Annotated in this window: 12 protein-coding genes; 3 read left to right on the top strand and 9 right to left on the bottom strand. The window is 46.6% G+C overall.

Annotated elements, in window-relative coordinates; genetic code table 11:
• The first annotated feature begins 12 nt into the window (after positions 1-12).
• Both BQ5809_RS07200 and BQ5809_RS07195 read left to right on the top strand, forming a co-directional pair.
• A complete protein-coding gene (locus BQ5809_RS07200) occupies positions 13-579 on the top strand; it encodes an ISAs1 family transposase (RefSeq protein ID WP_071461637.1) in 567 nt (188 codons plus the stop codon).
• Between the two features lie 219 nt (positions 580-798).
• Complete coding sequence (locus BQ5809_RS07195; RefSeq protein WP_003791064.1) at positions 799-1,629, top strand: substrate-binding periplasmic protein; 831 nt, start codon at positions 799-801, stop codon at positions 1,627-1,629.
• Between the two features lie 73 nt (positions 1,630-1,702).
• Here BQ5809_RS07195 and nagZ read toward each other — a convergent pair whose 3' ends face one another.
• The 5 genes from nagZ to leuC form a co-directional block, all read right to left on the bottom strand.
• Positions 1,703-2,785 carry a beta-N-acetylhexosaminidase gene (gene nagZ, locus BQ5809_RS07190; protein ID WP_003787608.1) on the bottom strand — a complete coding sequence of 361 codons (1,083 nt, stop codon included), beginning with the start codon at positions 2,783-2,785 and terminating at the stop codon, positions 1,703-1,705.
• Between the two features lie 75 nt (positions 2,786-2,860).
• Entirely contained in the window at positions 2,861-3,499 is a 639-nt protein-coding gene (gene leuD, locus BQ5809_RS07185; protein WP_003787610.1) for a 3-isopropylmalate dehydratase small subunit, read from the bottom strand.
• An 87-nt stretch (positions 3,500-3,586) separates the two neighbouring features.
• A complete protein-coding gene (locus BQ5809_RS07180) occupies positions 3,587-3,799 on the bottom strand; it encodes a peptidyl-dipeptidase (RefSeq protein ID WP_003787613.1) in 213 nt (70 codons plus the stop codon).
• 425 nt (positions 3,800-4,224) lie between these two features.
• Positions 4,225-4,365 carry an entericidin A/B family lipoprotein gene (locus BQ5809_RS07175; protein ID WP_003791058.1) on the bottom strand — a complete coding sequence of 47 codons (141 nt, stop codon included), beginning with the start codon at positions 4,363-4,365 and terminating at the stop codon, positions 4,225-4,227.
• 136 nt (positions 4,366-4,501) lie between these two features.
• Positions 4,502-5,908 (bottom strand): 3-isopropylmalate dehydratase large subunit, encoded by a 1,407-nt coding sequence (gene leuC / locus BQ5809_RS07170; RefSeq protein WP_003787616.1) that lies wholly within the window; start codon positions 5,906-5,908, stop codon positions 4,502-4,504.
• Between the two features lie 188 nt (positions 5,909-6,096).
• Here leuC and dinB point away from each other — a divergent pair, with 188 nt between their 5' ends.
• Entirely contained in the window at positions 6,097-7,146 is a 1,050-nt protein-coding gene (gene dinB, locus BQ5809_RS07165; RefSeq protein WP_032827768.1) for a DNA polymerase IV, read from the top strand.
• A gap of 205 nt (positions 7,147-7,351) precedes the next feature.
• Here the strand turns inward: dinB and msbA are convergent, their stop codons facing one another.
• The 4 genes from msbA to BQ5809_RS07145 all read right to left on the bottom strand — a co-directional run bounded on the left by msbA (position 7,352) and on the right by BQ5809_RS07145 (position 13,129).
• Entirely contained in the window at positions 7,352-9,202 is a 1,851-nt protein-coding gene (msbA, locus tag BQ5809_RS07160) for a lipid A export permease/ATP-binding protein MsbA (RefSeq protein ID WP_003787620.1), read from the bottom strand.
• Between the two features lie 366 nt (positions 9,203-9,568).
• On the bottom strand, positions 9,569-11,848 hold the full coding sequence (locus tag BQ5809_RS07155) for a DNA internalization-related competence protein ComEC/Rec2 (RefSeq protein WP_003787624.1): 2,280 nt from the start codon (positions 11,846-11,848) through the stop codon (positions 9,569-9,571).
• Positions 11,849-12,023: 175 nt separating this feature from the next.
• Positions 12,024-12,848, bottom strand: coding sequence for a posphoenolpyruvate synthetase regulatory kinase/phosphorylase PpsR (gene ppsR, locus BQ5809_RS07150; RefSeq protein WP_003787625.1), 825 nt, complete (start codon positions 12,846-12,848; stop codon positions 12,024-12,026).
• Between the two features lie 86 nt (positions 12,849-12,934).
• Positions 12,935-13,129: a YbdD/YjiX family protein gene (locus BQ5809_RS07145; protein ID WP_032827794.1), complete on the bottom strand. Its 195-nt coding sequence runs from the start codon at positions 13,127-13,129 to the stop codon at positions 12,935-12,937.
• Positions 13,130-13,132: the final 3 nt, after the last annotated feature.

Below are 13,132 nucleotides of genomic sequence, written 5' to 3'. Positions count from 1 at the left end.
TTTTGACATTAGATGCCTTACATTGTCAAAAAAAGTCTCGTAGAGATTGATGAATTGGGGCAGTTTTACGTTGTGGGTGTTAAAAAAGGCGCAATCCGATTATTCAAAGAGTTTCAAGAACTTCAGAATAATCAAATACTTTCCAAAATTCAAACAACGGAAAGACAGAAAGGCGCACAAATTCAACGTGAAGTTGCTCTTTATCCATGTACACAATGGGTTAGCCAAAATTGGCAATCATCTAAACGCATGATTGTTGTTACAAATACGAAAATAGAAGCAGATGGTTCGCGCAAAGTGGAACAACACTTTTATTTAAGTAACTATCATCATGATAATGTAGAATTTTTTGCTAAAACGATTCGCAACCATTGGGGTATTGAAAATAATCTCCACTGGGTTAAAGATGTTCACTTTAAAGAAGATAACTCTTTAATTCGCAATAGCAATTCAGCATTTATTTATTCTATATTATTTAGTTTAGTGTTAAACATAGTACGGCTTTACGGTTACAAATCTTGGAAACCATGGTTAGCTCATTTTGCGAATCGCATTGACCGTATTGTGGCTGTTATTTAAAACTTGTCAGGTCTGGGATTTATCCCACCTTACGCATATATCAACATACCATGTGAATACCGCTCAATCCAAGAACTCAAATCACAAAAATATTCTTTTGATTAGGGCAGATTTAAAATGTCTCACACCCGTCAAATTCTGCTACCATACTACTGCGCAGTACCGTTTTAGTTAAAGTTTTACCACTTTTTAATCAACCTAAAAACAAGAGGTCTTTTTATGATTCGCCGCATTCTCCCTATATTGGTTCTTGCCATTTTAATTTCAGCCTGCGGTTCAGAAACGCCTTCATCTCAAAATTCAAATAATAGTGCAGCACCTGTTGCTTCCGCAGCCAATGTTGCCACATCTCCCACCGCCAATCCCAATATGGAAACATTATTGGTTGGCAGCGAAGTTCTCTATGAGCCATTTGAATTTAAAGATGAACACGGTCAGCCGCAAGGTTTTGAAATTGAAATGATGACCGAAATTGCCAAAGCTGCTGGCATGAATATTCAAGTGATTGATGTTCCGCGTAATACAGCGGAAACAACACTTAACAGCAACAAATACCAAGTATTTATTTCTGCCATGTCTCGTTCGCCTGAACGTCTTGAAAAATTAGATATGGGTGAACCTTATTTGGAATACGAACACGCCTTATATGTTTTGGATACGCCAGAAAATGCTAATTTGCGCACAATAGAAGATTTCAAAGGTAAAAATATTGCTGTTCACAAGGGTAGCAGTGGCAATATTGCCAAAATTAAAGAATGGGAAGCTAATCCTGTTTTATCAGACTCGTTCTTCTTGAGTCTGAAGAACACATCAGCAGATAAAGCAGATGCAACTTTGGGTGACTCGCGCGTTATGCAATATTATCTGACTAAAAATCCAGGCGTCAAAGCAAGGTTGATTATGATACGTGATGGCAAAACAGGTATTTCGTTTGCAGTTAAAAAAGGAAACACCACATTGCTTAACAAGTTAAACGATGGTTTGGCTAAAATTAAAGCTAATGGCACATTTGATGCACTGATAATTAAATGGTTTGGTAGCAAAGAATAATTCATTTTGTCATCATAAAAATGCAGGCTGCTTTTTCAATCATCAAAAAGCAGCCTGCATTTTCATTTAATCACTAAAACGCTTCCCCAACCTTAACCCCACCTGCCACATCTTTGGGCGAAGCCAGTTGCGCGGTCAAGGCTTGCGCGGCGGCAAATTCGGGCGTGTTCATCACTGATTGCGCTTGTTTGGGCGACAACGTGCCAGCCATGTTTTGCCAACGCGCTGCCAGATGCGGATTGTGTGGCGCAGCAAAATCTTGGCGCAATTCGTCCACCAAATCAGGGCGATTGCACACCAGCACAATATCGCAACCTGCGGCAAACGAAATCGCTGCACGTTCGCGAATGCCACCCACACCGCACGCGCCTTCCATCGTTAAATCGTCCGAAAAAATCACGCCGTCAAAGCCAATTTGTTCGCGCAACACGGTTTTGAGCCAATGGCTAGAAAACCCAGCAGGCTGGCTATCCACTTGCGGATACACAACATGAGCAGGCATAACCGCAGCCATGCCCTGCACTGCCAACGCAGCAAATGGCGCGATGTCGGCTTGCCACAATTCATCAAAATGACGATTGTCTTGCGGCAAAACATGATGACTGTCGCCCTCCACAAAGCCATGCCCTGGAAAATGCTTGCCACACGATTTCATGCCACCGCGATTTAAACCTTTTTGCAACGCCAATGCCAAATCCAGCACGATTGCAGGCTGCTTGTGAAAACTGCGGTTGCCAATCACAGCGCATTGTCCCCAGTTCAAATCCAGTACAGGCGTAAACGATAAATTCACGCCACACGCGGCTAATTCGGTTGCCAATACCCAGCCCACTTGCTCGGCAGCGTGTTGCGCGACTTCTGCGCCTTGCGTGTCCCACAATTCGCCCAACACGCTCATGGCAGGCAAGCGCGTGAAGCCTTGAATAAAGCGTTGCACACGTCCGCCCTCGTGGTCCACCGCAATCACAAGTTCTGGCGAGCGTAATGATTTGATGTCGTGGCACAATTTTTTAAGTTGGGCGATATCTTGAAAATTGCGGCGGAACAAAATCACACCGCCAATGGCTGGGTCTAGTAAGCGTTGGCGGTCGTCTGCGGAGAGTTCATAGGCGACAACGTCTGCCATGACTGCGCCACGTGGAAGTTGAATGGTCATTTAGTGGTTCTCTTATTCAAAATATCAAGCAGCCTGCACTTGATGGTTGATTCAAAGTGCAGGCTGCTTTTTGTATTAATTAAACAACCAAGGTTGCGCTTGTTTGCGTTTGGCTTCAAATGCCTTGATTTCGTCTTCGTGTTGCAAAGTCAAACCAATTTCGTCCAAACCGTTAAGCAAACAATGTTTTCGGTGTTCGGTAATGTCAAATTTGAACACATCGCCGCTGGGTGTGGTCAATTCCTGTTTTGCCAAGTCAATAGACAGTTGATAGCCCTCGTTAGCAAAGGTTTCTTGGAATAATTGTTCCACTTGCTCTTCGTTCAACACAATCGGCAACAAGCCATTTTTGTAGCAGTTGTTGAAGAAAATATCGGCAAAGCTCGGTGCAATCACAGCGCGAAAACCGTAATCGTCCAAAGCCCAAGGCGCGTGTTCGCGACTTGAACCGCAACCGAAATTTTTGCGCGTGAGCAGAATTTGTGCGCCTTGATAGCGTGGGAGATTGAGCGAAAATTCTGGGTTCAACGGGCGTTTGCTGTTTTCCATACCTGGTTCGCCGTGGTCAAGATAACGCCATTCATCAAAACAATTCACGCCAAAGCCGCTGCGTTTGATGGATTTGAGAAATTGTTTGGGGATAATGGCATCGGTATCGACATTGCTGCGGTCTAGTGGGGCAACAATGGCGGTTATTTGTGTAAAGGCTTTCATAGTTTGCGTTCTGTTTTATCTAAAAAAATAGTAAAAGAAGGTGCAGGCTGCTTGTTGACATTGCAAAGCAGCCTGCACTTTTATCCATTAACGGAAAGTTGGCACGCCGTTTTTGTACACACGTTGTGCTTCGCCGTGACGTGCAGTTTCCTGTTGTTGCTCGTCCAAGTCTTGTTTGGCTTTGCCTACTTCGTATTCTTTATGTTCCCACGAAGTCGCATTGCTGCTGATGTGGCTGCGTGTGTCAGCACAAGCTGCCAAAGTTAGAGTGATTACACCTAAAATCATTGCTTTTTTCATACAAAATATCCTTAATAAGTAAAATAAATAGAAAATAAAACAGAACAAAAAACATCATGCAATTATCGTGCAAATTTCTGTTTATTTTTTTAATTTAACGTTTTTTAACTTAATGGTTATTTGAAGTAGACGGCTCGGTTGAAATGTTTAGACATCTCGCTCGATAGTGAGCCATCAAATTCTGTATTTCCAAGTGAATTTATCGCCTAAAATTCAATTGGATTTTGAAGCTTGCATTTTATAGTGAATTAAATTTAGATTAGTACAGCGGTGCCAATTCCCTTATGTACTAGTTGTACACGGCGGTCGTTGTCGCCTTGTCCTAATCTAAATTTAATCTACTATAATTAATTTATTGAATTGATGCCAAGAAAATAAACGAATGCCCCGAAATACGGGGCATCCATTCAAAATCAAACGGCTGATTACATTGCTTGTTTAACTTCTTGAGCCGTATCGGTTACAGCATGGCCTGCTGCGCTAATGTCTTTGCCTGCGCCCGAAATGGTATTGCAAGCAGATAATACTGCCATAGAAGTCAATGCGATTAACAACAATTTTTTCATGTGTAGCTCCTTATAAAGAGTGGAAGTCAATTTGCAGTTGCCTGCACAAGCAGCATAACAAGATTGCATCAAAAAAACAAACTAATTTTTAAAAAACGGGTTATTTTTACGTTTTATAGTGCAGGCTGCTTTTGATTTACGCCATTTCGCGCACATCAACAAAATGCCCCATCACCGCCGCCGCCGCTGCCATTGCAGGGCTAACCAAATGCGTGCGACCACCATTGCCTTGACGACCTTCAAAATTACGGTTGGACGTAGAAGCACAGCGTTGTTGCGGTTCAAGGCGGTCAGCGTTCATCGCCAAGCACATTGAGCAACCCGGTTCACGCCATTCAAATCCTGCGTCAATAAAGATTTTGTCCAAACCTTCTTGTTCCGCTTGCTGTTTCACCAAACCCGAGCCTGGCACGATTAACACGCGCTGCACATTTGCCGCTTTCGTGCGACCTTTTGCCACTTTCGCTGCTTCACGCAAATCTTCAATGCGGCTGTTGGTGCAAGAGCCGATAAACACGATGTCCACAGGAATTTCATTCAATGGCGTGCCAGCCGTCAAACCCATGTATTCCAAAGCGCGTTCCATGCCAGCGCGTTTTACCGCGTCTTGTTCATCGGCAGGATTCGGAACTACGTTGCCGATTTCCAACACCATTTCAGGTGATGTTCCCCAAGTAACTTGCGGTTCAATGTCTTCCGCTTTGAAACGGTAAACTTGGTCAAATTCCGCACCTTCGTCTGAAACCAAAGTACGCCAATATTCAACCGCTTTATCCCAATCTTCGCCTTTTGGTGCGAATGGGCGACCTTTTACATAATCAATCGTCGTATCGTCCACCGCCACAATGCCCGAACGTGCGCCTGCTTCAATTGCCATATTGCACAAAGTCATGCGACCCTCCATGCTCAAACTGCGAATTGCCGAGCCGCCAAATTCAATCGCGTAACCCGTGCCGCCAGCCGTGCCGATTTGTCCGATGATGTAGAGAGCCACGTCTTTTGCGGTAACGCCAAATTTCAGGCTGCCTGAAACGTCAATCAACATAGATTTGGATTTTTTCGCGGTAATACATTGCGTTGCCATCGTGTGTTCCACTTCGGACGTGCCAATGCCGTGCGCCAACGCACCAAACGCGCCATGTGTAGAAGTGTGCGAGTCGCCGCAAACGACGGTCATACCAGGTAATGTCGCCCCTTGTTCAGGCCCCATAACGTGAACAATGCCTTGACCTTTATCCATAAATGGAAAATACGCCAATGCGCCAAATTCTTTAATATTGCTGTCCAACGTGTTCACTTGCAATTTAGAAATCGGGTCTTGAATGCCCTTATCCCAATCGCCTGTTGGCGTGTTGTGGTCGGCGGTAGAAACCACGCTGTCAATGCGCCATAATTTGCGCCCTGCCATTTTCAAGCCTTCAAATGCTTGTGGGCTGGTCACTTCATGCACCAAATGGCGGTCAATATACAGCAGCACCGTGCCGTCTTCTTCTTCGCGGACGATGTGGCTATTCCAAAGTTTGTCGTATAGGGTTTGTGCCATGACTTTGTCTTTATATATATCAAATAGAAAGGCGGAATTTTAGGTTTTTTGGACATAATCTGCAAGAACATTTTGTCAATCGCACAAAATAAATCGGTATAAATTAGACATTGCGACTTATTTTAGACAAATTGTCCAATTTGATTATGGTAAAATACGCGTTTTTAAAGTGCAGGCTGCTTTTTAAGATGAATCCAACCCGAAAAATCATACACATAGACATGGACGCATTCTACGCATCGGTAGAATTGCGCGAGCAGCCGCATTTGTGCGGATTGCCTGTGGTGGTGGCGTGGGACGGTGCGCGCTCGGTGATTTGCGCGGCATCGTATGAAGCGCGGCAATTTGGTTTGCGCTCGGCAATGCCTGTTGCCACGGCAAAGCGACTGTGTCCGCAAGCGGTTTTTGTGCCGCCGCATTTTGATTTGTATCGGCAAGTGTCGCAACAAATTCACACGATTTTTCAATGCTATACCGATTTGATTGAGCCGATTTCGTTGGACGAAGCGTATCTGGACGTAACGCAAAACAAGCAGCAGTTGCCCTATGCCAGCCAAGTCGCCAAACAAATTCGCGCCGAAATTTTGGCACAAACAGGATTGACCGCCAGCGCAGGCATCGCACCGAATAAATTTTTGGCAAAAATCGCTTCGGATTGGCGTAAACCAAACGGACAATTTGTGATTCAACCACATGAAATTGAATATTTTTTGCGTGATTTACCTGTGGGAAAAGTGTGGGGCGTAGGCAAGAAAACATTGTTGAAAATGCAGCAACACGGCTGGCAAACGATTGGCGATTTGCGTCAAGTATCGCGGGCGGAATTGGTGCATTGGTTTGGCAAATTTGGCTATCGTTTGTATGATTTGGCGCGCGGCGTAGATGAGCGCCCTGTGCAGGCGGAGCGCGAACGCTTGCAAATTTCCACCGAAATGACTTTGTCGGATAACCTAAATAAACAGGCGATTAGCATGTATTTGGACAATTTGTCCAAAGATTTATGGCAGCAAATGCAGCGCAAAAAAATGCAGGCATACACGCTGACGCTAAAATTAAAAAGCACGGAATTTCAGGTGTTTACGCGTTCGCAAACGTATTCAGCAGCCTTGCCAGAGCAGGGATTGTTGCAGGCTGCTTTGCAACTCATTGCGCGTATGCCCGATGGCGAATTCCGCTTGATTGGCTTGGGTGTGAGCCATTTGCAGCCAGCAGGGAGTCAGCTTGAATTGTTTGGGTAATATAGTGAATTAAATTTAGATTAGTACGGCGTTGCCAACTCCCTTATGTACTACGCGTACACGGCGGTTGTTGTCGCCTTGTCCTAATCTAAATTTAGACCACTATAAAAAGCAGCCTGCACTTTCCATAAAAAAGTGTAGGCTGCTTTACCCTTTTGTCCAAATCTTTGATTTGGGTATAAAAGGGTATGCCGTAGGCAGGCATTTACTGATTAAAACTACTCATACTCCGCAATTTGGCATAGTAGCCGCCGCGTTCCATAAGCTGTTGATGCGAGCCTTCTTCAATGATTTTGCCTTCGTCCATCACCACAATGCGGTCTGCATTTTCAATCGTGGTTAAACGGTGCGCGACAATAATATTGGTTCTGCCGTACATCAATCGCTCCAAGGCTTGCTGTACCAAATGTTCCGATTCGTTGTCCAATGCGCTGGTGGCTTCGTCCAACAGCAAAATCGGCGCGTCTTTCAAAATGGCGCGAGCAATGGAGACACGCTGGCGTTGTCCGCCCGATAATTGGCTGCCATTTGCGCCAATGGGTTGATGCAAACCTTGTGGCGATTTGCGTACTAAATCGCCCAAATTCGCCGCTTCCAAAGCAGCCTGCACTTCTTCTTCGCTGGCATTGGGGCGACTGTATCGCACGTTTGCCAGCAAGGTGTCATCAAACAAAAACACGTCTTGCGACACCAGCGCAAATTGGCTGCGAAGATTGTCCAACTTCAAATCGGTAATATCCACATCGTCAATCAAAACTTGACCTGATGTCGGCTCAACAAATCGTGGCAACAAATTCACGGCGGTGGTTTTACCGCTGCCCGAACGTCCAACCAATGCCACTTTTTCGCCCGCTTTAATATTCAAATTAAAGTTATCCAACGCTTTTTTGCCGTCTTGTTGATATTGGACGTTGATGTTTTTAAATTGCAGGCTGCCTGCGGTGTGGTGCAGTTGTTTGGTGCCTGTGTCTTTTTCGGCATCGCTATCCAAAAACTGACACACGCTGTCTGATGCTAAAAACATGGTTTGCATAGGGATACTGATGTTTGCCAAGTTTTTGATGGGTGACAACATTTGCAACATTGCCACAATAAACGCCATAAATTCGCCAATGGTGGTATGCCCTTGTTGGCTTTGCCACAGCGCGATAAAAATCACAATCGCCAACGCAAACGATGCGATTAACTCGCTAAACGGCGAACGTGCGGCAGTGGCTTGCGTGATTTTTTTGTTCAGGCGAACAATAATGTTCACCACCTCGTTAAATTTGCTTTGCGCTTGTTCTTGTCCACCAAATAATTTGACTACGCGATGTCCTTGATGCGTTTCGTTTACCACATTATTCAACGAACCAATACTAAACTGTGCGCTGCTAATGACATCTTTTAGGCGTTTGCGATAGTAACGTGACAACAGTGACAACACAGGAAACATCAACGCCACCACCAAACTGAGTTGCCAGTTCAGATACAACAGCACGCACACCAAACCAATCACAATCAACGTGTCACGAATCAACACAATAAACACATTGCTTGCACCGCTAATGGAGCTTTCTGCCATTTGCACAATATTCATCAGCATATTGCCCGATGGATTGCTTTGATAAAAAGACGACGGCAGCGACAACAATTTGGTAAACATATCGCGGCGAAGTTGGCTAATCGCCATAACCGACACCCAAGTCATCAAATAAGTGCTGGCAAAACGGCACACGCCACGAAATACTACCAAGCAAATAAAGAAAACAGGCACAATCCAGACTTTGTTTTCTGTACCCCAAATCAGATAAGTGAATTGATTTTTCAGATTTGTGAGCGTGGTAATGAAGCTATCGCCCACTAATACTTCGGGCGGTGTGGTCGGCGCGGCAAAACCGAGATTGACCAAAGGCGCGATAAATGCGGCAAGATAACTTTCGGTGAACGCCACGCCCATAATCGCGAGAATCGCCCAAAATAATCGGAATTTATACGGCTTGATATAAACCAATAAGCGCGTAAAACTACGCGCATCTTGTTCGGTGAATAAGCCAAAGGTAAGTTTTTCTATCATATTGTTCGTATCAAAATAAATTGCAGGCTGCTTTGTGGCAAACCCAAATGAAGCAGGGCATTCTACTGGATTTTGAATATGGCTGAAATATAGTGAATTAAATTTAGATTAGTACAGCGTTGCCAACTCCCTTATGTACTAGATGTACACAGCGGTCGTTGTCGCCTTGTCCTAATCTAAATTTAATCCACTATCAATTTGCGGATTTCGAATGTTTGGTTTACAAAAAGTGCAGGCTGCTTTTTCATCAACAATCCACACCACGCTTGTATTTTCAGGACAAGCCTGCTTATAACTTGTGGATAAGTTGTCCAAGTCATTTAAATCAAACACAAAAATCAATATGCCTAAAAAATAGGCAAATTCTCAACTGGGTGGCAGCGCGGCAAACGGCTTGCGTTGCCACCATTTTTTTTGCTGTTCAATCAATTCAATCGCGCGATGGTTGCCCAGTTCAAAGTGCAGGCTGCCTTGCGTGTCGGTGCGCCAAAGTGCAATTTGTCGGCTGGCTAAACGCTGCTGTACATCAGGGTGTGGGTGGCGAAAATGGTTGGCAAAACCGCTGCTGGCAATGGCAACGCTGGGCGCAACGTGGTCTAAAAAACGGGCGTGGCTGGACGATTTGCTGCCGTGATGCCCCAGCACCAATACTTGACTTGCTAGTTGTTCGCCATATTGACGGAGCAGGGCGGTTTCGCCATCGTTGCCCACATCGCCCATTATCAGCAACGCCTGTTCGCCAGCCACAATTCGCAATACGCAGCTTTGGTCGTTGTCGTTGTCGGATTGCGTGTTGGGCGTTAAAAATTCAAACCACACGCCGTCTTGTTGCCAATTTGTGCTGTGTGTGCAGGGCTTGGCATTGGCGTAATGTGCAGGCTGCCCTGCCCATGTTTGGCGGATTGGCATAGCGCGGTGCAATGCTGCGTAGCCGCCATCGTGGTCGTTGTCGTGGTGCGATAAGACGAGCGTGTCTATTTGCTGTATGCCGAGTGCACGTAGATTGGGTAACAATGCCATTTCAGCGGCTGGTGTGCCTGTGTCAAACAAAAGATTGTGGTGGCGCGTTTGCAATAGCACCGACAAGCCTTGCCCTACGTCCCAAACGTGAACGGCAAGCGGTGCGCGTGGGGCAGGGGGCGTGTAGAGCAAAAAACTGGCGATGATGACGCAAGCGAGCGGTTTGAGTGCTGTGCCGCGTGGTAACAAAATAATCAGCGTGGAAAAAATGGTCAGCCAAAACAAGAAACTAGGCGGTTGTGCGAAGGCTTGTTCGGGCAGATGTCGGCTTAATGCGAGCAAGATATGTATGGTGTGTTCGCCCAACCATGCGGCTAGGCGTTGCAGTGGTGCGAATGGCAGGGCGGACGCGACTAATGCCAGCGGTGTGAGTATGCTAGAAAAAAACGGTATGGCAACAGCATTAACCAATGGGCTGTACACGGCGAGTATGCCAAACAAAAAAATCGTGGCAATGCCGCCCACCAGCGTTGCCGCCCATTGCCCGATGAATGCTTGGCGCAATGTGTCGTATGGTTTGGGGCGACTAGGCAGCCTGCACGATAACGCCCACAACAACGCGCCCACCAAGCCAAACGATAGCCAAAACCCAACCGCCAGCACCGATGTGGGTTGATACAGCAACACGGCGGTGCAGGCTGCCCACCACGTTTGCCACACGCCCCAATGTCCACGCGCCAGCCACGCGATTGCCCACACCGTGAGCATGATTAAGCTGCGAAGTGCAGGAATTTCCCAGCCTGCCAAACCCGTATAAACCACCGCCGCCAACCAGCCCACGATTATGCTGATGACTTTGGGACGCGCTGGCAACACAGGCAGCAGTCGCATACAACGCTGCGCCAACCACGCTGCCAACACGCCCACCATGCTAATGTGCAAACCCGAAATGCTAATTAAATGATTCAGTCCCAACGGACGAAACGAATCCCAAGCAGCCTGCGACAAATCGCTGCGATTGCCCACCGCCAAAGCCGTCATCAAGCCCACGCCTTGCGGATAGTCTGCGCTGGCGTTGCGCTGCCATGTTTGCACGATGTCGGCGCGAAGTTGGTTAAAAAAGTGCAGGCTGCTTTTGGTGGACACGGAGACTGCTTCACGTTCTTTGCCCAACGATGCCATGCCGTCTATGCCGTTTGCTAATGCCCACGCTTCGCGGTCAAAGCCTACTGGATTGCGCGTGGCAACCGCCGCACGAATACGCGCAGTCGTTTGCCACACATCGCCCACGCGCCAGTCTCGCGCATAATAATCTTGGAACAGCACGCGATAGTTTTGTTGATTGGCTGTTTGGGCGATGCCAATAAAGCGCGTTCTGCCGTTTTCATCGGTTTCAGGCAAACCCGTTACCTGTACGCGAATCGTTTGCGAAGTCGGATACAGTTGTGCTGGATAGGCTTGCGATAGCGCGATTTCGGTACGCTCAATCGCATAAATCGCGCCCAAAAGTAGGCACAAAAAAGTGCAGGCTGCTTTTTGTTGCCACGCGACACGGCGTAAACAAAAAGCCAAACCTGCACACAATAGCAAACCCACACACCACGCCCACACATTGCCTTGTTCGGGCAAATAAAAACTGCTTATCGCGCCAATGCAAAAGGCAGCCAAGTAGCGTGTTGGGGGCATGATGTGTCCTTTGGTTGATTGAAGTGGTGGGGCAATTTTACGATTTCAGCCAATCCGCTCCTCTCCTGTGGGAGAGGGCAAACTTTACTATTGCGATTTCATTTCACTATTATCCGCGAGTTACCCTCTCCCATAGGAGAGAGAACAGGATTGCTGTAACCGAAAGCTGTTGGATTTAAAAACGGCGTTTTAACTTACATTCTTGCATAATAGAAACCGCCAATTCTTCCACCGATTTATGCGTAGTGTTGGTGTGCGGAATCGCATGACGGCGGAACATTGCCTGCGCGTCTGCCACTTCGCTGCGGCAAGTGTTCAAGCTGGCATAATTGGAATTGGGGCGGCGTTCTTGGCGAATGTCGTGCAAACGCTCGGGCTGAATCGTCAAGCCAAACAGCTTGTGTTTATAGGGCTTAACCATGCGCGGCAAGTCGGTCGTGTCCAAATCATCGGGCGTGAGCGGATAGTTTGCCGCACGAATGCCATATTGCAACGCCAAATACAAACAAGTTGGCGTTTTGCCCGAACGCGATACGCCCATCAAAATCACATCAGCCACTTGCAAATCTTTGTCGGATACGCCGTCATCGTGGTTGAGCGCGAAATTCACCGCTTCCATTCGCGCATCGTATTTTTCGATATTGTGGACGCGGCTTTGCACCGAATGGCGAGCCGATACGCCCAATTCTTGTTCCAGCGTGGTTAAAAACGCATCAAAAAAACTTAAATGTAAGCCTTTGGACGTTTTGATGATGGCGCGAATGTCGTCATTGGAAATGCTGCTAAACACCAATGGATTTGTGCCCGATTCTTCGGCAGCGTGGTTGATGATTTGCACCGCGGCGTGCGCTTTGTCGAGGGTATCGACAAAGGGGTAAGTGGTGCGTTTGAATTTGAAGCCGTCAAATTGTTCCAGCAGCGCATCGCCCATGTTTTCGGACGTGATGCCCGTGCGGTCAGAAATAAAAAAGGCGCAACGGCGTGTTTGGTTGGTTGTCATAAAAAATCGATTCTTCACAAAACAAATAGGTTGAGTGCAGGCTGCTTTGTTTATTTTATAAGGCAGCCTGCACTTGTTTTAACACATCAGCAACAACGTCCACCATTCGCACCGCAACGGCGCTTACGGCAATAATCGTCAAATTGCTGTTTGCTCATCACAGGCACGTTGGGATTGTGTTTACGCTGCTGGGCAACGTAATTATCGTAATCGGGAACGCCTGCCATTAAATTGGCAGTCAATTTAGCGGTTTCCCACCAATTTGCCAATTTGTGTTTAATGGA

This window comes from Kingella kingae ATCC 23330, from assembly GCF_900111845.1.
GTDB lineage: Bacteria > Pseudomonadota > Gammaproteobacteria > Burkholderiales > Neisseriaceae > Kingella > Kingella kingae.
Note: the sequence above shows the minus strand (reverse complement) of the source record. Positions and strands in the feature narration are given on the sequence as shown.